Source organism: Stenotrophomonas maltophilia group sp. Smal17 (assembly GCF_030237045.1).
GTDB lineage: Bacteria > Pseudomonadota > Gammaproteobacteria > Xanthomonadales > Xanthomonadaceae > Stenotrophomonas > Stenotrophomonas forensis.
In genome coordinates, this window is sequence record NZ_JASJSU010000064.1 from 3,006 (window position 1) to 22,217 (window position 19,212).

At 67.9% G+C, this 19,212-nt stretch carries 22 protein-coding genes; 9 read left to right on the plus strand and 13 right to left on the minus strand.

Annotated elements, in window-relative coordinates:
- Window positions 1–77 precede the first annotated feature (77 nt).
- The 3 genes from gph to QRO93_RS15345 form a co-directional block, all read right to left on the minus strand.
- A complete protein-coding gene (gene gph / locus QRO93_RS15335; protein WP_008267059.1) occupies window positions 78–734 on the minus strand; it encodes a phosphoglycolate phosphatase in 657 nt (218 codons plus the stop codon).
- Between the two features lie 65 nt (window positions 735–799).
- Window positions 800–1,591, minus strand: a complete 792-nt coding sequence (locus QRO93_RS15340) for a class I SAM-dependent methyltransferase (protein WP_164086227.1) — start codon at window positions 1,589–1,591, stop codon at window positions 800–802.
- A complete protein-coding gene (locus tag QRO93_RS15345; protein ID WP_180881072.1) occupies window positions 1,588–2,517 on the minus strand; it encodes a LysR family transcriptional regulator in 930 nt (309 codons plus the stop codon). Before QRO93_RS15345 ends, QRO93_RS15340 begins: the two co-directional genes overlap by 4 nt.
- 108 nt (window positions 2,518–2,625) lie before the next feature.
- Here QRO93_RS15345 and QRO93_RS15350 point away from each other — a divergent pair, with 108 nt between their 5' ends.
- Window positions 2,626–3,264 (plus strand): NAD(P)-dependent oxidoreductase, encoded by a 639-nt coding sequence (locus tag QRO93_RS15350; protein ID WP_164086226.1) that lies wholly within the window; start codon window positions 2,626–2,628, stop codon window positions 3,262–3,264.
- Window positions 3,265–3,367: 103 nt separating this feature from the next.
- Complete coding sequence (locus tag QRO93_RS15355) at window positions 3,368–4,279, plus strand: MBL fold metallo-hydrolase (protein WP_180881074.1); 912 nt, start codon at window positions 3,368–3,370, stop codon at window positions 4,277–4,279.
- Window positions 4,280–4,539: 260 nt separating this feature from the next.
- Here QRO93_RS15355 and dinB read toward each other — a convergent pair whose 3' ends face one another.
- Window positions 4,540–5,634 (minus strand): DNA polymerase IV, encoded by a 1,095-nt coding sequence (gene dinB, locus QRO93_RS15360; protein WP_053448674.1) that lies wholly within the window; start codon window positions 5,632–5,634, stop codon window positions 4,540–4,542.
- A gap of 191 nt (window positions 5,635–5,825) precedes the next feature.
- Here dinB and fabA point away from each other — a divergent pair, with 191 nt between their 5' ends.
- Both fabA and fabB read left to right on the plus strand, forming a co-directional pair.
- Window positions 5,826–6,341 carry a 3-hydroxyacyl-[acyl-carrier-protein] dehydratase FabA gene (gene fabA, locus QRO93_RS15365; protein ID WP_004154008.1) on the plus strand — a complete coding sequence of 172 codons (516 nt, stop codon included), beginning with the start codon at window positions 5,826–5,828 and terminating at the stop codon, window positions 6,339–6,341.
- Entirely contained in the window at window positions 6,341–7,549 is a 1,209-nt protein-coding gene (fabB, locus tag QRO93_RS15370) for a beta-ketoacyl-ACP synthase I (RefSeq protein ID WP_180880981.1), read from the plus strand. Before fabA ends, fabB begins: the two co-directional genes overlap by 1 nt.
- A gap of 134 nt (window positions 7,550–7,683) precedes the next feature.
- Here fabB and QRO93_RS15375 read toward each other — a convergent pair whose 3' ends face one another.
- Genes QRO93_RS15375 through QRO93_RS15385 form a run of 3 tightly spaced genes read right to left on the minus strand, consistent with a single transcriptional unit; the run spans window position 7,684 to window position 10,126 of the window.
- Window positions 7,684–8,367 carry an HAD family phosphatase gene (locus QRO93_RS15375; protein ID WP_285304277.1) on the minus strand — a complete coding sequence of 228 codons (684 nt, stop codon included), beginning with the start codon at window positions 8,365–8,367 and terminating at the stop codon, window positions 7,684–7,686.
- Window positions 8,364–9,065: a pseudouridine synthase gene (locus tag QRO93_RS15380; RefSeq protein WP_180880978.1), complete on the minus strand. Its 702-nt coding sequence runs from the start codon at window positions 9,063–9,065 to the stop codon at window positions 8,364–8,366. Before QRO93_RS15380 ends, QRO93_RS15375 begins: the two co-directional genes overlap by 4 nt.
- The gene (locus QRO93_RS15385; RefSeq protein WP_180880976.1) at window positions 9,062–10,126 is read right to left on the minus strand and encodes a class I SAM-dependent methyltransferase; all 1,065 of its coding nucleotides are present in this window, start codon (window positions 10,124–10,126) and stop codon (window positions 9,062–9,064) included. The genes QRO93_RS15380 and QRO93_RS15385 overlap by 4 nt, the downstream gene beginning before the upstream one ends.
- Window positions 10,127–10,284: 158 nt before the next feature.
- Between QRO93_RS15385 and QRO93_RS15390 the strand changes: the two genes are divergently transcribed.
- Complete coding sequence (locus tag QRO93_RS15390) at window positions 10,285–10,548, plus strand: hypothetical protein (protein ID WP_005407925.1); 264 nt, start codon at window positions 10,285–10,287, stop codon at window positions 10,546–10,548.
- A 67-nt stretch (window positions 10,549–10,615) separates the two neighbouring features.
- Here the strand turns inward: QRO93_RS15390 and QRO93_RS15395 are convergent, their stop codons facing one another.
- The gene (locus QRO93_RS15395; protein ID WP_180880974.1) at window positions 10,616–10,909 is read right to left on the minus strand and encodes a DUF3247 family protein; all 294 of its coding nucleotides are present in this window, start codon (window positions 10,907–10,909) and stop codon (window positions 10,616–10,618) included.
- 43 nt (window positions 10,910–10,952) lie between these two features.
- A complete protein-coding gene (locus QRO93_RS15400; RefSeq protein ID WP_238581844.1) occupies window positions 10,953–12,938 on the minus strand; it encodes an ATP-binding protein in 1,986 nt (661 codons plus the stop codon).
- 251 nt (window positions 12,939–13,189) lie between these two features.
- On the opposite strand from QRO93_RS15400, the gene QRO93_RS15405 reads away from it, so the two are divergent.
- Window positions 13,190–13,756, plus strand: coding sequence for a DUF3016 domain-containing protein (locus tag QRO93_RS15405; protein ID WP_008264508.1), 567 nt, complete (start codon window positions 13,190–13,192; stop codon window positions 13,754–13,756).
- 133 nt (window positions 13,757–13,889) lie between these two features.
- Here the strand turns inward: QRO93_RS15405 and alr are convergent, their stop codons facing one another.
- Window positions 13,890–14,960, minus strand: coding sequence for an alanine racemase (gene alr, locus QRO93_RS15410; protein ID WP_053448668.1), 1,071 nt, complete (start codon window positions 14,958–14,960; stop codon window positions 13,890–13,892).
- The gene (locus QRO93_RS15415; RefSeq protein ID WP_053448667.1) at window positions 14,939–16,243 is read right to left on the minus strand and encodes a D-amino acid dehydrogenase; all 1,305 of its coding nucleotides are present in this window, start codon (window positions 16,241–16,243) and stop codon (window positions 14,939–14,941) included. The genes alr and QRO93_RS15415 overlap by 22 nt, the downstream gene beginning before the upstream one ends.
- A gap of 149 nt (window positions 16,244–16,392) precedes the next feature.
- On the opposite strand from QRO93_RS15415, the gene QRO93_RS15420 reads away from it, so the two are divergent.
- Window positions 16,393–16,872, plus strand: a complete 480-nt coding sequence (locus QRO93_RS15420) for an Lrp/AsnC ligand binding domain-containing protein (protein ID WP_004140558.1) — start codon at window positions 16,393–16,395, stop codon at window positions 16,870–16,872.
- Window positions 16,873–16,927: 55 nt separating this feature from the next.
- Here QRO93_RS15420 and QRO93_RS15425 read toward each other — a convergent pair whose 3' ends face one another.
- Together QRO93_RS15425 and QRO93_RS15430 are read right to left on the minus strand one after the other, a co-directional pair.
- Window positions 16,928–17,116 (minus strand): lana protein, encoded by a 189-nt coding sequence (locus QRO93_RS15425; RefSeq protein WP_180880972.1) that lies wholly within the window; start codon window positions 17,114–17,116, stop codon window positions 16,928–16,930.
- 106 nt (window positions 17,117–17,222) lie between these two features.
- Entirely contained in the window at window positions 17,223–17,594 is a 372-nt protein-coding gene (locus QRO93_RS15430) for a classical arabinogalactan protein 4 (RefSeq protein ID WP_180880970.1), read from the minus strand.
- Window positions 17,595–17,732: 138 nt separating this feature from the next.
- On the opposite strand from QRO93_RS15430, the gene msrB reads away from it, so the two are divergent.
- Together msrB and motA are read left to right on the plus strand one after the other, a co-directional pair.
- Entirely contained in the window at window positions 17,733–18,200 is a 468-nt protein-coding gene (gene msrB, locus QRO93_RS15435; protein WP_004153995.1) for a peptide-methionine (R)-S-oxide reductase MsrB, read from the plus strand.
- 91 nt (window positions 18,201–18,291) lie between these two features.
- Window positions 18,292–19,146 (plus strand): flagellar motor stator protein MotA, encoded by an 855-nt coding sequence (gene motA, locus QRO93_RS15440; protein ID WP_008264562.1) that lies wholly within the window; start codon window positions 18,292–18,294, stop codon window positions 19,144–19,146.
- The last annotated feature ends 66 nt before the right edge of the window (window positions 19,147–19,212 follow it).

A 19,212-nucleotide genomic window follows, 5' to 3' on the forward strand; every position in this document is an offset into this window, starting at 1 on the left:
GGATTGCCGGCCAGCGGCCGGCACTACCCGTTGCGTCGGCCCGGGTTACCGGCCGGCGACCAGGGATGTCCGTTGCATCAGCGCTGCAACCCCGGCAACTCACGCAGGTCGTCGATCACCGCCACCGCATGTGCGGTGGCCAGATCCAGGCCACGCGGATAGCCGTAGCGCACCAGCGCGATCGGCATGCCGGCCTCTTCGGCGGCGCGATAGTCGGTGAGCGAATCACCGACCATCAGGCAGGCGTCTACCGGCAACCCGAAGTGCGCAGCAATGTGGCGCAGCGGTTCACCACTGGGCTTGCGCTGTGGCAGCGAGTCGCCGCCCAGTATCAGCGCGAACGCGTCGCCGATGCCCAGGTGCTGCAGCAGCGGAGGCACCAGCGCTTCTGGCTTGTTGGTGCAGATCGCCAGCGGCACGTTGCGCGCACGCAGCTGTGCCAACGCCTCGGCCACGCCATCGAACAGGCGTGGGCTGCGCAGCAGGCATTCCCGGTAGTGGACCATGAACACCGGCATCACCGCGGCCAGATCGACCTCGCGGCCGGCGGCATGCACGGCCTGCTCCACCAGGCGACGCACACCATCGCCGATCCAGCCCAGCACCGTGGTTTCCGGCACGCGCGCCACACCGATGTCTTCCAGCGTGCGGTTCAGTGCTTCGGCGATATCGGCCGCGCTGTCCACCAGCGTGCCATCGAGGTCGAACACGACCAGCGGATAGGGATACGACAAGGGACGGCACCTGTGCGACGTGGGGCCGTCCATTGTACGTCGGCCTGCTTTTCTGCAGGCCCGCCTCAGCCGATCCTGCGCGCGCGGGTGGCCAGGAACGTGGGCAGATAACGGTCGATCAGAAAGCGCGGCTGCGGCTGCCAGTCTTCCATGAAACGATCGATGACGAAGCCGGCGTCGAGCTGACCGCCGATGAGTTCGGTCAGGCTGTGGCCGAAGGTGAGCGCATCGCCGCGCGCCAGCTTGGCCTCGCGCTCGGCCGGTGCCAGGTCTTCCAGGTCCGAATAGGGAATGGCGTACTGCGGCCGGATCAAGCCCTGCGCATCCAGCTGAGGATCACGTGCGCCGACGAACAGCACCGGGTTGTAGAAGCTGGCCATCAGCATGCCGTCGCGTGCCAGCACGCGGCGGCATTCGGTCCACACCGGGCGCACGTCGGGTACGTACAGGTTGGAGATCGGATGGAACACCACGTCGAAGCTGTCGTTGGCGAACACGTGCAGATCGCGCATGTCGCCCTGCACCGTGCGCAGCTGCAGGCCATCACGCGCCGCGACCTGGCGGTCCTGTTCCAGCTGCCCGTCGGACAGGTCGAACACGGTGACCTCGGCACCGGCCGCAGCCAGCACCGGCGCCTGTTGTCCCCCACCCGAAGCCAGGCACAGGATGCGGCGGCCGCGCACATCGCCCAGCCAGTCCAACGGCAGTGCACGCGGCGTCAGATGCACCTGCCAGCGCCCTTCGCGCGCGGCGGCGATGGTTGAGCTTTCAACCGGGCGCGACCATTCGCGCACCTCGCTGGCCTGGCGGTCCCAGGCAGCACGGTTGTGGTCGATCAAGGCCTGTCCATGGTTCATGTGTTCTCCTTGCCCGGCGGGCGCCAATCCAGGTCCTGGAAGGCCGGGCTGGCGAAACACTCGCCCAGGTAGTCCAGGAATCGACGCATGATAGCGGGCTGCTGGCGCCGTGATGCGTACACGGCATGAATGCCGAGTTCGTCCAGGCTGAAATCCGGCAGCAGTTCGATCAGCTCGCCACTGCGCAGCAGCGGCGCCACCTGGTAGGTCGGCAGCATCGCGATGCCGGCACCGGCCCGCACCGCCTCCAGCAGCAGCGAGGCCTCGTTGGCACTGATGTTGCCGCCCACCGCCACCGACAGCGAACGGCCGTCGCGGTGCAACTGCCACAGGCTCTTGCCGACGTAGTGGTGGGTCAGGCAGTTGTGCGCGGCCAGGTGCTCGGGGGCGGTCGGCGTGCCGTGCGCCTGCAGGTAGGAGGGCGTCGCGCACAGCACCGAGCGGCAGGTGGCCAGCCGCCGCGCGATCAGGCTGGGGTCGATCTGGCGCGCGATGCGCACCGCCAGGTCCACCCGCTCTTCCACCAGGTTCACCGTGCGGTCGACCAGCAGCAGCTCGATGCGCGCCGCCGGGTGGCGTGCGACGAAACCGGCCACCGCGCGCGCCAGATGGCTCTGCCCGAACGACACGCTGGCGGTCACCCGCAGCGTGCCGTGCGGCTCGGGATCATCGCTGGCCAGCTCGCCCTGCAGCGCCTCGCCGATCTCCAGCATCTGCCGGAAGCGCGCCAGCGCCGCTTCGCCGGGACCGGTCAGGCTGACCCGGCGCGTGGTCCGGTGCAGCAGGCGCGCCCCCAGCCAGCCTTCGACCTCGGCCAGGTAGCGGCTGACCATCGCCCGCGACATGTCCAGCACCTCGGCGGCCGCGGTCAGGCTGCCGCGCTCGGCCACCTCGACGAACACAGTCATGGCGGTCAATCGGTCCATATGCTCGATCCATGCAACAAACAAGCGCGTTATACGCTGTTTTTCGAGCGACTGCAGCGGCCTAGAGTGGCCCCATTCCCACCCCACACCGCCCCACGGAGTCCTGCCATGAAGATCGCCCTCGTTGGTTCCACCGGCAACATCGGCCGCCAGATCGCCCGCCACGCGCTGGCCCACGGCCACGAACTCACCGTCATCGTGCGCAGCGCGCAGGATCTTCCGGCCGAGCTGGCCGGCGCGCATCCGGTGATCGCTTCGCTGGACGACCCGGATGCGCTGGTTGCCGCCATCACCGGCCACGACGTGCTGGCCAGCGCCTACGGCCCGCGGCCGGGCGATGACATCGGCCGCGTCGGCGAGGTCGCCGCACAGCTGGCCGCCGCTGCGCGCAAGGCCGGCGTGCCACGCCTGGTAGTGGTCGGCGGTGCCGGCAGCCTGGAAGTCGCCCCCGGCGTGCAGCTGGTGGATACCCCAAACTTCCCCGAGGCCTACAAGCCGTACGCGCTGGCCCACCGCGAAGCCTTCAAGCGCCTGCAGGCAGTGGAGGAGCTGGACTGGACCTTCTTCTCGCCGGCCGCCGAAATCGGCCCGGGTGAAGAGCGAGGCCAGTACCGCGTGCAGCCCAAGGCGTTCCTCGCCGATGCCAGCGGCCACAGCCGCATCAGCTACGCCGACTATGGCGCTGCGTTCGTCGCCGAGCTGGAAGCACACAAGTACCCGAAGCAGATCATCACTGCGGCGTATTGATCATGGCGTGCGCGGGCCTGCCCGTTCGCCGGGCATGGCCTGCCGCTACCCACCTGTAGCGCCGAGCCGATGCTCGGCACGATATCCCCACAAGGACATCCCCATGCGTACCGCTGCCCTGCTGCTCCCCCTCGCCCTGGCCGCCAGTTTCACCAGTGCCCCGCTGTTGGCCGCACCGGCCGCCGCGTCGCCGTCCATGGCGGCGAAAACCCAGCTGCACCTGCAGACCTTCCATCCCGGCCCGCAGGCCATGTTCTCGGTGTCCTCGGTGCTGATCGAAGGCCGCCATGACGCGATCCTGGTCGATGCGCAGTTCGGCGCCAGCGATGCGCGCAGGCTGGTGGACCTGATCCGCGCCAGCGGCAAGCAGCTGACCACGATCTACATCAGCCACGGCGATCCGGACTACTACTTCGGCCTGGCCACGCTGCAGGATGCGTTCCCGCAGGCGCGCATCGTCGCCACCGCGCAGACCGTCGCCCACATCCAGCAGACCCAGGCCGGCAAGCTGGCCTACTGGGGACCGAAGATGGGGGCCGATGTACCCGCGCGCATCGTGGTGCCGCAGGTGCTGGAGGAAGACGCGCTGCAGCTGGAAGGCCAGCGCCTGCCGCTGATCGGCCTGGATGGCCCGACCCCGGACCGCAGCGTGCTGTGGGTACCGTCGCTGCGCGCGATCGTCGGCGGCATTCCGGTAGTGGCGGGCGAGCATGTGTGGATGGCCGATACGCAGACGCCGCAATCACACGCCGACTGGCTGCAGACCCTGCAGCGCCTGCAGGCACTGAAGCCGAAAGTGGTGGTGCCGGGGCACTACGCACCGGGTGCGGCGCTGGATGCCAGTGCACTGCGCTTCACCGCAGATTACATACGCGCCTTCGATGCCGAGACGGCAAGGGCCAGGGACAGTGCGGCGCTGGTAAAGGCGATGCAGGCGCGCTACCCGAAGCTGGCCGGGGTGGAGTCGCTGCAGCTGAGTGCGAAGGTGGCCAAGGGCGAGATGCAGTGGCCATGAGGTAGGGGGGTTTCTTTTGCAGGGCTGCGCCCTGCACCCGCCGAAGCAACGTCAACGTCAAAAGCCGAGGTTCCGTGGGTTGGCGGGGGGGGGGGGGGGGGGGGGGGGGGGGGGCTTGGCCGCGGCATCCATGCCGCGGACACCCCCGCCACCGGACCCACCCCGCCTTCGACAGTTCTCTGCGATCTGTAGCTTTTTGTAGAGTCGAGCCATGCTCGACTGCCGTTCGTTGCGGAATCGAAATGTTCGACGGCGAACGATCAATTGCCTTCAGAATCGTTCGTTCCGTGCTCGAACAATTCGCCCTGCACCACCGGCTCCTTTTCGCGGAAACCGCCCAGGCCGACGCCCACCAGGCGGTAGCGGGTTTCGGCCGGCAGGTCGACGCGGGCACGCAGGGCCAGGGCGATGTCGCGCAGTTCTTCCATCGATTCCGGCGGGCGCTCCGGGGTGAAGCTGCGGGTAAGGATGCGGAACTGCGCGGTCTTCAGCTTCAGCACCACGGTGTGGCCGACGCGCTCGGTCTTGCGGGTGGCATGCCAGGTCTTCTCCGCCAGCTGCACGATCGCCTCGCTCAGGTCCTCCAGCAGCAGGTCTTCGGCGAAGGTGTCCTCCGAAGAAATCGACTGCACCTGCTGGTCCGGTTCCACCGGCCGCTCGTCCACACCGCGTGCGCGGTTGTACAGGCTGCGGCCGAAGCTGCCGAACGCCTCTTCCAGATCAACCAGCGCCCACTGCCGCAGGTCACCACAGGTGACGATGCCGCGCGCGGCCAGCTTGCCTTCCATCACCTTGCCCACGCCGGGCACCCGGTTCACCGGCAGCGGCAGCAGGAACGCATCCACACGCTGCGGTGGAATCACGAACTGGCCGTCGGGCTTGCGCCAGTCCGAAGCGATCTTGGCCAGGAACTTGTTCGGTGCGATTCCGGCTGAAGCGGTCAGCTGGGTTTCTTCACGGATCTGCGTGCGGATGGTGCGGGCGATATCGGTGGCCAGCTCGATGCCGCTCTTCGGCTCGGTCACGTCCAGGTAGGCCTCGTCCAGCGACAGCGGTTCGACCAGATCGGTATGGCGCAGGAAGATCTCGCGCACCTGGCGTGACACCGCCTTGTAACGCGAGAAGTCCGGCGGCACGAAGATCGCATCCGGACACAGGCGTTCAGCACGCAGCGCCGGCATCGCCGAGCGCACGCCGAACACGCGGGCTTCGTAGGAGGCCGCACACACCACCGAGCGGGCGCCGCGCCATGCCACGACCACCGGCTTGCCACGCAGTGACGGATCGTCGCGCTGCTCCACCGACGCGTAGAAGGCGTCCATGTCGACGTGGATGATCTTGCGCAGTGCGTTCATGGTTGGCCGACATCATACCCGTACCGTACCGGTCCAAACGGCGAAGTATGGTCGTTGTGCATCAACGGGATGCGCGATCTGGGCGGAAAACACTACGCACGCGTACGGTGCGGCGGTTTGATTCCCGCTGCAACCGTCGTGCATCCTCGACGGATTGTTGCCTCGTTTTCGCTTCCAGGATTGCGCTTTCCATGACTCGTCTCCACGCGTTCAACCGCGACCAGCTGCTGGCCAGCGCACGCGGTGAACTGTTCGGCGCCGCCGCCGGCCGTCTGCCCAACGATCCGATGCTGATGTTCGACCGCATCACCGAAATCCGCGAGGACGGCGGACCACATGGCAAAGGCATGGTACGCGCCGAACTGGATATCCGCCCGGACCTGTGGTTCTTCGGCTGCCATTTCATCGGCGACCCGGTGATGCCCGGCTGCCTGGGCCTGGATGCCATGTGGCAGCTGACCGGCTTCTTCCTGACCTGGCTGGGCGCCCCCGGCAAGGGCCGCGCGCTGGGCTGCGGCGAAGTGAAGTTCACCGGCCAGGTGCTGCCGGATGCCAAGCTCGTGCGCTACGAGATCGATATCAGCCGGGTCATCAACCGCAAGCTGGTGATGGCCCAGTCGGACGCCCGCATGTACGTGGATGACCGCGAAATCTACAGCGCGCGCGACCTGCGCGTCGGCCTGTTCACTGAAACCGGGAGCTTCTGATGCGTCGCGTCGTCATCACCGGCATGGGCATCACGTCCTGCCTCGGCAATGATCTGGATACCGTCTCGGCCGCGCTGCGCGAAGGCCGCTCGGGCATCACCACGCTGGCCGACCACGCCGAAGCCGGGCTGCGCAGCCAGGTCGGCGGCCGTGTCGACCTCGACCTGGACGCGCTGATCGACCGCAAGCAGAAGCGCTTCATGAGCGATGCGGCGGCCTTTGCCTACCTGTCGATGCGCGATGCCATCGCCGATGCCGGGCTCAGCCCCGAGCAGGTCAGCAACCTGCGCACCGGCCTGATCGCCGGCTCCGGTGGCGGCTCCAGTGAATGGCAGATCGGCGCGGTCGACCTGCTGCGCGAACGTGGCGTGCGCAAGGTCGGCCCGTACATGGTGCCGCGCACGATGTGCTCGACGGTCTCGGCCTGCCTGGCCACCGCCTACCAGATCAAGGGCGTCAGCTACTCGCTGTCGGCCGCCTGCGCGACCTCGGCGCACTGCATCGGCGCGGCCGCGGACATGATCCGCCACGGCGCGCAGGACATCATGTTCGCCGGTGGCGGCGAAGACCTGCACTGGTCGATGAGCGTGATGTTCGACGCGATGGGCGCGCTGTCCACCAGCTTCAACGAGACCCCGGCCAGCGCCTCGCGCCCGTACGACAAGGACCGCGACGGCTTCGTCATCGCCGGTGGCGGCGGCATGCTGGTGCTGGAGGACTACGACCACGCCGTCGCACGCGGTGCGCACATCCATGCCGAACTGATCGGCTACGGCGTGACCTCCGATGGTGCCGACATGGTGGCGCCGTCCGGCGAAGGCGCCGTGCGCTGCATGAAGATGGCGCTGCAGGGCATTGATCGCCCGCTGGACTACCTCAACACCCACGGCACTTCGACCCCGCTGGGCGACGTCACCGAGCTCAACGCGATCCGCGAAGTGTTCGGCGATGCAGTGCCACCGCTGTCCTCGACCAAGGCGTTGTCCGGCCATTCGCTGGGCGCGGCCAGCGTGCACGAGGCGATCTACTGCCTGCTGATGATGCGCGACGGCTTCGTTGCCGGTTCAGCCAACATCGCCGAGCTGGACCCGAAGGTGGAGAGCTTCCCGATCCTGCGCGAAAGCCGCGGGCAGAGGCTGGATACGGTGATGTCCAACAGTTTCGGCTTCGGTGGCACCAACGCCGCCCTGGTGTTCGGGCGGGTGTGAGGGGAAGGTGTGCCGACCAACGGTCGGCACCCACCGGGGCATTGGGGTGTGCCAACCAAGGTTGGCATCCACCAGAGCGGTGAAGTGTGCCAACCAAGGTTGGCATCCACCGTCAGGTGCGGTTGGCACCCACCTTATTTCGGCAGCAGCGGCAGCAGCAATGCGTGCGCGTCCACCAGCGAGCCGACGATGCGATGGCCCAGTGCGCGCAACTCTTCGTCCGGGTGCACCAGGTCCGGCACCTGGATCACGGTCATGCCGGCCGCCAATGCGGCGCGCGTTCCGGCCGGTGAGTCCTCCAGCGCCAGGCAGCGCTCCGGCGCCTGTCCCAGCCGCTGCGCGGCCAACAGGTAGATATCCGGCGCCGGCTTCGGCCGCGCCACGTCGCCACTGGTGATCACCGCATCGAAGTACGGCAGCAGGCCGGCCGCGGCCAGCTTGCGGTTGGCGCGAGGCTGCCGCGTGGTGGTCGCCACCGCGCGCGGAACCGCGTGCGCCTTCAGCAGTTCCAGCAGCTCCAGGATGCCCGGCCGCAGCGGCAGGCCGGTCTGAGTGCGAGCTTCATACAGGTCATGGCAGCGTGCCGCGACCGCTTCGATCACGCTGTCTTCGATGCCCTGCGCGCGCAGCAGCGCGTGCGTGTCACGATCGCCGAGGCCAACCATGCGCAGGAACACCGCCTCGTCCAGGCCCAGCCCGAACTCATCGGCGGCCTCGCTCCAGCAGGCCAGCGCGACCCGCTCGCTGTCGATCATCAGGCCGTCCATGTCGAAGATGACGGCGTCGGGCAGGAACGGCAGCGCAGCGATAGTGGTCATGGAGCGAACAGCGTATCCAGGTCGGTGGAGGTGAGCTGCCGCCATTGCCCTTCGTCCAGCCCCTGCAGGTCCAGCCCGCCAACGCGGCTGCGGTGCAGGGCCTGCACGTGGTTGCCGGTGGCGGCGAACATGCGGCGTACCTGATGGTAGCGGCCTTCGTGCAGCACCAGGCGCGCGCGGCGCGCATCCAGCACCTCGAGTTCAGCCGGCAGCAGGGGCGTCTTCTCGGACTCCAGCATCAGCGTGCCGCTGGCGAACAGGGCCACCTCATCGCCGCGCAGGTCGTCGCTCAGTTCCACTTCGTAGACCTTGGGCAGCTTCGACTTCGGCGAGATGATCCGGTGCAGCAGGCCGCCATCGTCGGTCAGCAGCAGCAGGCCACTGGTATCGCGGTCGAGGCGGCCGACCGTGGACAGCACCGGGTCGCGGTCGCGGAAGCGCGGCGGCAGCAGGTCGTAGATCAGGCGGCCGGTGTCCTTGGTCGAACAGGTGTAGCCGGCCGGCTTGTGCAGCGCGATCGACAGCCCCACCGGCGGATCCAGCGGCTCGCCGTCAACGCGGATGGCCTCGTGCGGCACCTGGTCGTCGGCATACAGCACCTCACCGTCGGCATCGGTCACGCGGCCCTCGCGGAACATCCACTGCACCTGCTTGCGGCTGCCATAGCCCAGGTTGGCGATGTGCTTGACCAGCTTCATCGGCCCTTCCCCTTCACCGCTTCAACCAGCTTGAAACCGTCGCGCTCGGCAACCACGCGCACTGCGCCGAAGCTGTCGTTGAGGGTGTGCTCGTACGGCAGGTGGCGGTTGGCCACCACGTACAGCCGCCCGCCCGGGCGCAGCGCCTGCGCGGCCACGGCGATGAAGCGCTGGCCGATGTCCGGGCGATCGGCCCGCGACGGTGTGTGGAACGGCGGGTTGCTGATGATCACGTCGTAGCCCGGCTCGATGCCGGCGGTGACGTCACGCCACAGGAAACGCAGCGGCAGCGGGCGCGGCGTCGGCGCCAGGTTCAGTTCGGCCAGGGCCAGCGCGCGCTGCTCGGCCTCGTACAGGTCCAGCGCGGTGATCTTCGGGCAGCGCTCCAGCAGCTCGCGCGACAGGTAGCCATAACCGGCTCCGAGGTCGGCGGCACGCCCGGCCAGGTCGGCCGGCAGGTGCTCGGCCAGCAATGCCGAGGCCGGATCGATGCGATCCCAGGCGAACACCCCCGGGCGGCTGAGGAAACGGCCGCCGACGATCGGGCGCACCGCGTCCAGCGCCGACCAGCGCCTGGCCAGGTCGGCATCGTGCTGGCCCTGCATCGGCGCGGTCCAGTACACGCGGCAATGGTTCTTGGTCAGGCTGCCGCCGAGGCCGGTCAGCTGCTTGAGGTCGCCCTCGCCGGAGCGTGCGCCTTCGTTGTTGGACTGGCAGGCCACGATGCGACCGCCGTCGGCCACCAGCGCCAGCGCGCGGGCGAACAGCGCACGGGCCTCTTCACGCTGGCGCGGCGGCAGCACCAGCACCAGCGGGTAGCGGCCCTTGCCGGCCACGTCATCCAGCTGGCCGCTGACGGTCCAGCCGGCGGCCTGCTGCAGCGGCTGCGCGAACGGGGCGAAGCTCTGCTCGCAGTGCACCTCGCGGTTGCCCGCCGCTTCGCGCAACGGCCAGCCGTCGCGGGCACGCAGGAAGGCCACCGGGCCCTCCGGCCAGCGCAGGGCACCTTGGGAGAACGGCAGGAACAGGGTCTGCAGGGGGGCGTCGTCGCTGGAGGCCATCGGCGCGGGTACTTCAAGCGTGAGGGCCGTCCATTGTACCGGCTTGGCCGGTCCGGCCCCGGCGGGCCACTTTGCGAAACCCGAACGGGGCCTTGATGTGCCAGCAACATTGAAACGTTCAGGGTAGAGGCTCCCCCCGGAAACCCAGGAGAACCTGCATGCGAGCCTTGTTCGTCGGTGGCGTGGTCGACAACAGTGAAATGGACCTGGAAGGCAGCCATCCGCCCGTGCACTACCCCGAGGACACCGGCGGCGGCCACTCGCGCTACCGGCTGCACCAGGTCGGCCATGGCGCCGACGGCAGCGTGGCCTATGCGGTGTACGGCGCGCCAGACCTGGCCGACGATGAGGTAGCCCGGGTCGCGGAAGAACGCGCCTATGCGCGCCGCTTCGAGGCGACGCCCACGCTGTTCGAGCATTGACACCCCTGTAGCGCCCGAGCCAGCGCTCGGGCGGTAGCGCCGAGCGAGGGCTCGGCGCTACATCGGATCAAGGCGCCCTGGGTGGCAGGCGGTCTACGCTGGCGATCTCATCCAGCCAGACGTGGTGCTGCTGCACCGGCGTGTCGTAGTCATCCAGGCGCAGCTGACCATTGCTGCCTTCATCGCCCGCAGCGTTGCGGTATTGCTGGACGGTGGGCTTGACCGCCACCGTGCCCAGCAGGCGGCGACCGTCATGCAGGGTGAGTTGCACCTGCGTTTCACCTTCCAGCTGTGGTAGCAGGGCTTCCAGGCGCGCGATCTGCGCCGGATCGGTATGGATACGGGGAGCTGTGCGGGACATCGGCGACCTCCTGCATGCAGGGTCGCCGATCGGCCGTGAATGCTCAGTGCAGCGCGCTGTCTGCGCGCGGCACCTGCACCTTGCGTACGGCGGCCACCAGCTGCGCCACCGAATAGGGCTTGGCCACGTGTTCCTGGAAGCCCGATGCCAGCGCGCGGCGGCGGTCATCGGCGCGCGCCAGCGCGGTCACCGCCACCGCCGGCAGGGTCGCCGCATCCACCCCCATGTCCTCGCGCAGCGTACGCACCAGGCCATAGCCATCCATGCCCGGCATGCCGATGTCGGTCAGCATCACGTGGTACTGCAGGTGGCCGGTGTCGGCCAGCAGCGCCAGCGCCTCGCCGGCCGAACTGGCCGCGGAGACACTGGCGCCCTGCTCTTCCAGCATGCGTCGCAGGTACTCCAGCACTTCCGGCTGGTCTTCCACCGCCAGCACATGCATGCCGCGCAGCGGATACGGCTCGACGATCACCGGTTCCAGGATCGGCCCGCTGATCACTTCGCGCAGTGGACGGCGCTCGGCATCGGGAAGGTGCTGCGGCAGCCGCACGGTGAAGGTGGCGCCGTGGCCGTGGCCTTCGCTGGCGGCGGTCACGGTGCCGCCATGCAGCTCGACCAGCTGCTGCACGATCGCCAGGCCCAGGCCCAGGCCACCGTGACGGCGCGTGGTGGTGCCATCGGCCTGGCGGAAACGGCTGAACAGGTGATTGAGGAATTCAGGCGCGATACCGTCGCCGGTGTCATGCACGGTGATCACCCAGTGGTTGCCGTCGGCCTGCAGCTGCAGGTCGATGCGGCCTTCGGCCGGGGTGAACTTGATGGCATTGGAGAGCAGGTTCCACAGCACCTGCTGCAGGCGGGTGGCATCGCCCAGCACCAGGCTGGGCTGCTCGGGCAGTTGCAGGTGAACGTCCAGCGCCTTGCCTTCAGCTACCAGTTCCTGCGCGCCGATGGCTTCGCCAAGCAGCAGATTGAGGTCCAGCACTTCCACTTCCAGCTGCACCTTGCCCAGCAGCATGCTGCTGAGGTCGAGCATGTCCGAGATCAGCCGCTTCTGCGCGCCGGCGCTGTTGGCGATCACGTTCAGGCCCTTGAACAGCGGGCTGGTGTTGTCCACGCGCTGCAGCAGCAACTCGCTCCAGCCCAGGATGGTAGTCAGCGGCGTGCGCAGCTCGTGCGACAGCGTAGCCAGGAATTCGTCCTTCAGCCGCGCCATGTTTTCCGCGGCACTGCGCGCGGCGCGCTCGGACTGCAGCAGTTCCTCGCGGGCCAGCTCGATCTCGCGGCGTTCGGTCACGTCCGGGCTGCTGCCGGCCAGGCCGATGAAGCGTCCCATGCGCGAGAAGCGCGGCCGGGCGTTCATTTCCAGCCAGCGCCACTGGCCATCGGCGCGGCGCGCACGCACCAGGGCATGCATCGAGCGCTGCGCCTTCAGCGCCTCCTGCAGTTCGTACTCGAACACCGAGGCGTCATCCGGATGAACCAGGCCACGCCACACATCTTCCGGTACGCGCGTTTCGTCACCACCGAAGAACTCACTGAAGGCACTGTTGACGAAACGGGCGTGGCCGCGCTCGTCCAGCACCCACACCGGCATCGGCAGGCCATCGGCCAGTGCGCTGAAACGGGCTTCGCTCTCGCCCAGTTCCACTTCCATCTGCTTGCGCGCGGTGATGTCGAAGAACAGGATGCCGACCTTGTCTTCGCCGGGACGACCCACGCGCACCGCATCGACCGCGAACGAGCGGCCCAGCGCGCGCGCCTCCATCTCGAACTGCGCCGGGCGGCCGCTGCGGGCGACCTCGCCGTAGATGCGGAACCAGTCTTCCTCGTGGTTCGGCTCCAGCAGGCTCATGCGCTGGCCGCGTACATCCTTCAGCCCGGTATGGCGCTCGAAGGCATCGTTGACCTCGATGAAGCGATAGTCGACCGCACGATCGCCCTCGAACAGCACCTGGATCACGCAGAAGCCGGCGTTGATGCGCTCAAGCACGCCATGATGCAGGTCGGGTTCGGGCGCCGGCACCATCAACGGTGGGCGCTCCACTAGGGGCGGCAGTGTGGACAAGGGCGTCTGGACGGGCCGGATTGGAGACACAGCATCTTCCAGAGAGCGTATTCACAGCGTCAAGCGCCGTCAGTCAGGGTTGACGACGATGAATTGGCGGCAACCGCTCTTGCGCATGACGCAATCGGCCGTTGCGGTGGCCCGGAAGCGGGATCACACTCGATCCATAGATAGACAGAACCGTCCCCAACGATGGGGCGCAGGAGACCGTCATGAACCGCACATTGGCCACCGCCCTGCTGCTGGCAGGCGCCCTCATGGCCGGCGCCGCGAACGCCGCGCCGCGTACCGTCACCGATCCGCAGGCCCCACGCGCGCTGCAGGCCGATGGCCCGGTCAGCGTGAAGTGGGACGATCCGGCCGGTTTCACCGAAATCCGCCGCAGCACCAACCGCTTCGAAGCCGAACGTGGCGACTGGGTGCAGCAGCTGGCCCGCTACGTGCAGACCACGGCGGCCAAGCCGCTGCAGTCCGGGCAGACCCTGGACGTGACCCTGGTCGACATCAAGCGTGCCGGCGACTATGAGCCCTGGCACGGCCCGCGCGGCAGCGACATCCGGATCATGCGCGACATCTATCCGCCGCGGATCACCCTGCAGTACACGCTGAAGGATGCCAGCGGCCGCATCGTCGATGAGGGCGAAGCCAAGCTGAGCGACAGCGGCTACCTGCACAACCTGGGGCTGAGGAGCGAAAGCGATCCGCTGCGCTACGAGAAGCGCCTGATCGATGATTGGGTGAAGCGTCAGCTGACCAGCCAGGCGACCGCAGCGCGGTAATTCCGCGCCGCGCTCGGCTCTGGCAGGTGTCGACCTTGGTCGACACGCATTCAAAGCGCCGACCAAGGTCGGCCGCTACCAGAGCCGTGGACGCCATGCATCCAGATAGTGCCGGCCGCTGGCCGGCAGCACCTCACTCCTGATATACGCGCGCCACGCGCTTGACCGCACAGGGCAGCTGATAGGCACTTACGCCACAGCGCGGTGCCAGTTCAGACAACGTCGGCGCGGCACCCCACAGTTCCACGACACTGCCGACGCCGGCCTGCGGATGCGCGGTCAGGTCCACGGTCAACATGTCCATCGACACGCGCCCGATCAGGCCACCGGGCTGGCCGTCGATCAGCACCGGGGTGCCGTTCGGGGCGAACTGCGGATACCCGTCGGCGTAACCCAGCGCGACCACACCCACGCGGGTGCGCGACTTCGCCACGAAGCGGGCGCCATAGCCCACCGGCTCGCCGGCCTCGATCCAGCGCTCGGCGATCACCTTCGACTGCATGGTCATCACCGGGCGCAGCCGCGCAGTGATCTCCGAAGCCTCCGGCAGCGGGTTGGCGCCGTACAGCATCAGGCCCGGGCGCACCCAGTCGCTGCGCACATCCGGCCAGCCGAGCAGCGCCGGCGAATTGCACACGCTGGTCTCGCCGGACAGGCCGTCGATGGCGCGGGCGAAGGTCGCCGCCTGCTCATGGGTACGTTCGCTGTCCAGCTCGTCGGCTCGCGCCAGGTGGGTCATCAGCACGATGCGCTCGACCTGCGGCAGTGCCGACAGGCGCGCATGCGCGGCACGGAAGCTGTCCACGTCCAGGCCCAGGCGATGCATGCCGCTGTCCAGCTTCAGCCACACCGTCAGCGGGCGCGGGCTGTCGAAGGCAGCCAGCGCCTCCAGCTGCCACGGTGAGCCCACTGCGAACCAGAAATCGTGCTCGGCCACCAGCCCCATGTCGCTCGGCTCGAAGATGCCTTCCAGCAGCAGGATCGGCGCGCGGATGCCGGCCTGGCGCAGTTCCAGCGCCTCTTCGATGGTGGCCACGCCGAAACCATCGGCCTCGCCTTCCAGCGCCTGTGCACAGCGCACCGCACCGTGGCCGTAGGCATCGGCCTTGATGATCGCCAGGGCCTTGCCACCGCCCAGTTCACGGGCGAGCCGGTAGTTGCTGCGCAGGGCGCCCAGATCGATCAGCGCGCGGGCAGGACGCATGTGCGGTTCTCATGTTGCGGCGCGTGACCGTACTGGCCGTAGCGGAAAATATCCAGGCCCTCGGTGCTGATCTGCGGCTGGCGCGCGCTCATCAGGTCGGCCAGGTAGCGGCCCGAGCCACAGGCCATGGTCCAGCCCAGGGTGCCGTGGCCGGTATTGAGGTACAGGTTGCGGAACGGTGTGGCGCCGATCACCGGCGTACCGTCCGGCGTGGCCGGGCGCAGGCCGGTCCAGAACTGCGCGCGCGACAGGTCGCCGCCCTTCGGGTACAGGTCGCTGACGACCAACTCCAGGGTTTCGCGACGGCGCTGCGACAGCGACAGGTCGAAGCCTGCAACCTCGGCCATGCCACCGACACGGATACGGTCGTCGAAGCGGGTCACCGCCACCTTGTAGCTCTCATCAAGGATGGTCGAGGTCGGCGCCATCGCCGGATCGGTGATCGGCAGGGTCAGCGAGTAGCCCTTCAGCGGGTACACCGGCAGGCGCATGCCCAGCGGTGCCACCAGCGCGGGCGAGTAGCTGCCCAGCGCGACCACGAAGCGGTCGGCGGTTTCCAGCGTGCCGCCGATGCGCACGCCGCTGATGCGGTCGCCATCGAACTCCAGGCCGGTGATGTCCTGGTCGAAACGGAACTCGACGCCGGCATCCACGCACATCTGCGCCAGGCGGCGGGTGAACAGCTGGCAGTCGCCGGTCTGGTCACGCGGCAGGCGCAGCGCGCCGACCAGGCCATCGACATGGGCCAGGGCCGGTTCGGCCTGGATGATGCCGGCGCGGTCCAGCACTTCGTACGGCACGCCGTACTGGGCCAGGATCTCGATGTCCTGCGCCGAGGCGTCCAGCTGCTGTTGGGTGCGGAACAGCTGGGTGGTGCCCAGGTCACGGCCCTCGAACTCGATGCCGACCTGCGCGCGCAGCTCGTTCAGGCAGTCGCGGCTGTACTCGGACATGCGCACCATGCGTGCCTTGTTGATCGCATAGCGCTCGTGGGTGCAGTTGCGCAGCATCTGCCACAGCCAGCGGTACTGGGCCAGGTCCATGCCCGGCTTGATGGCCAGCGGCGCGTGCTTCTCGAACAGCCAGCCGATGGCCTTCTTCGGCACGCCCGGCGCTGCCCACGGCGAGGTGTAGCCGAACGACAGCTGCCCGGCATTGGCGAAGCTGGTTTCCAGCGCCGGACCGGGTTGGCGGTCGATGACCGTGACTTCAAACCCGGCCTGTCGCAGGTACCAGGCACTGGTGGTGCCGATCACGCCGCTGCCGAGAACTAGGACTCGCATGGGACTTCTCCAACCCGATCATTCCCTGCACTGGAGCGTGCCGGGACCATAATTGGGGAAGTATAGACAGCCAATACCAGTTGATTTGCCTGATTTGAAATCAACCGGCAGGATGTTCTCCTGCAATTCATTCCCCAAGGTTGACGGCCATGGCCACCCGTACCCGCGAACTGGACAAGATCGACCGCAAGATCCTGCGCATCCTGCAGGCCGAGGGCCGCATTTCCTTCACCGAACTGGGTGAGCGGGTCGGCCTGTCCACCACCCCGTGCACCGAGCGCGTGCGCCGGCTGGAACGCGAAGCGGTGATCACCGGCTATCACGCCCACCTCGACCCGGCGGCGGTGAAGGCCAGCCTGCTGGTGTTCGTGGAGATCAGCCTGGCCTACAAGTCCGGCGACATCTTCGAGGAATTCCGGCGCGCGGCGCTGAAGCTGCCCAACGTGCTGGAGTGCCACCTGGTGTCAGGCGACTTCGATTACCTGCTGAAGGCGCGGATCAGCGAGATGGCCTCCTATCGCAAGCTGCTCGGCAGCACGTTGCTGACCCTGCCGCATGTGCGCGAATCGAAGAGCTACATCGTGATGGAAGAAGTGAAGGAGACGCTGAGCCTGCCGATTCCGGACTGAGGGCTCAACGCGGTTGGGGCCAGAGCCCGCAATGCGGGATCCGACCCCGGGCCCGTCAGCGCTGCTGCGGGTGCTTCTGCGAGCGCTGCTCCTGCTGCTTGCTGCCCTTGTGCTGCTGCTGATCCATCTGTTGTTGTTGCTGTTGCTGTTGCTGTTGCTGCTGCGGGTTGCGGCCCTGCGGTTCCTTGCCGGGATGACGGTTCTGCTGGTTTTTCATGATCGCGATCCAATGGACGAAGGACATGCGACGACGGGATGCCGGCGCACCGTCAAAGTGGTCCCGGAACGGTTAATCGCAGGCGAAAAAGCAGTGATCCGCACGCGGTTGTTTTCGTGCGTTCAGGCCGGCGCTAGCGGATCTGCTGTCCGTCGCCCTGCGGCACGCTGTCGTAATAGCGGCCGGTGCGCGAATCGAACACGCGGTTGGGACCGGCCGGGCGCACACCGGGGACGATGCGGCCATTGCGGTCATAGACCTTGTCGGCCGGCTTCGGCGCCGGTGCCGGGGCAACCTGGGCCGGGCCGGTGGACCGGATCGGCTGCGCCGGCTGCGGTGACGGCAGCACCTGGGGCTGCGGGCGGGCCGCTTGCGGCGGCGGTACCACCGGCGCGGGTGCCACGGTGGTGGTACTGCGGGTGGCGGTCGGGTCGGCAGTGGGCACCTGGGCCAGCGCCAGCGCGGGCAGCAGGGCGATCAGCAGCAGGGGAAGGGTCGGTTTCATGGCACGCTCCGGCGTGGATCGCGTTCACCTTGCGCCTGCGCCTGTGTGCCGCCCATGAACGGCCATCACACTTGCAAGGCCTCGCCGCCACCCCCATTTCCGCAGGCATCCCCAGGCCATCACCCACGGAGAGCCGGCATGACTGCCTTCGACCTGACGCCCCCCACCGCCACCCAGACCGAGGCGCTGATTGCCGGCCTCAGCAGCGAGGAGCGCCGCGTGCTGCTGCAGCACGGCACCGAAGCGCCGTTCTGCGGGGTCTTCCTCGACAACAAGCGCGAGGGCGTCTACTGCTGCCGGCTGTGCGCGTTGCCGCTGTTCCGCTCCAGCACCAAGTTCGATTCCGGCACCGGCTGGCCCAGCTTCTTCGCCCCGTTCGACCCGGCGCATGTGCGCGAGATCCGCGACACCAGCCACGGCATGGTCCGCACCGAGATCACCTGCGCCCGCTGTGGCAGCCATCTGGGCCATGTGTTCCCGGACGGCCCGCCGCCCACCTACGAGCGCCACTGCCTGAACTCGGTCTCACTTTCGTTCACCGGCAATGGCGAGCCGTGGCCTGATCCGCTGCGGCGTGGCGGTGCGGAGGCCGGTGTGGCGGGCTGAAACACCCCGCCGACCGATTTCACAGAATTCCCTCTTCAGAAAACCAGGTGAAGGGCCGACAAGGAGATATCCCCGCTCCTTGCGTCGCGCCATGCTCATCATCGTTGGATTCCTGGTCGTCATCATCAGCGTGCTGGGCGGCTACCTCGGCGCACACGGTCGGCTGGGGGCGCTGTGGCAACCCTACGAGCTGGTCATCATCGGCGGTGCCGCACTGGGCGCGTTCCTGGTCGGCACCCCGGCCAAGACGGTCAAGCAGACCCTGCAGGCCATGGTCGGCGTGTTCAAGGGCCCGCGCTACAAGCAGCAGGACTACATCGATGTGCTCAGCCTGCTGTACGAACTGCTCAACAAGGCGCGCCGCGAAGGCTTCATGGCGCTGGAAGACCATGTCGAGCGTCCGGCCGAGAGCGCGCTGTTCGGCAACTACCCCAAGGTGCAGGCCGACCACCACCTGATCGACTTCATCACCGACTGTTTGCGCCTGATGATCGGCAGCAACATCGAGCCGCACGAACTGGAGCCGCTGCTGGAACTGGAGCTGGAAAAGCACCATGCCGAGGCCATGGCGCCGTCGCAGGTGCTGACCAAGGTCGCCGACGGACTGCCCGGTTTCGGCATCGTCGCCGCAGTGCTCGGCATCGTCATCACCATGGGCTCGATCGGCGGCGACATCGTCGAGGTCGGTGGCCACGTGGCCGGCGCGTTGGTTGGCACCTTCCTCGGCATCCTGCTGGGCTACGGCTTCGTCGGCCCGATGGCGGCGGCGATGGAAGCCCGTGCCGAGCAGGACAGCCGCATCTACGAGTCGGTAAAGACCGCCCTGCTGGCCTGCCTGCGCGGCTACAACCCGAAGATCGCGCTGGAATTCGCCCGCAAGACGCTGCCGTCGAACGTGCGCCCGGCCTTCTCCGATTTCGAGCAGCACCTGAAGACGGTCAAGTAAGCCATGGCCGAGAACAAGCCCACCGTCATCGTCCGCCGGGTCAAGAAGGGCGGCCACGCCGCCCAC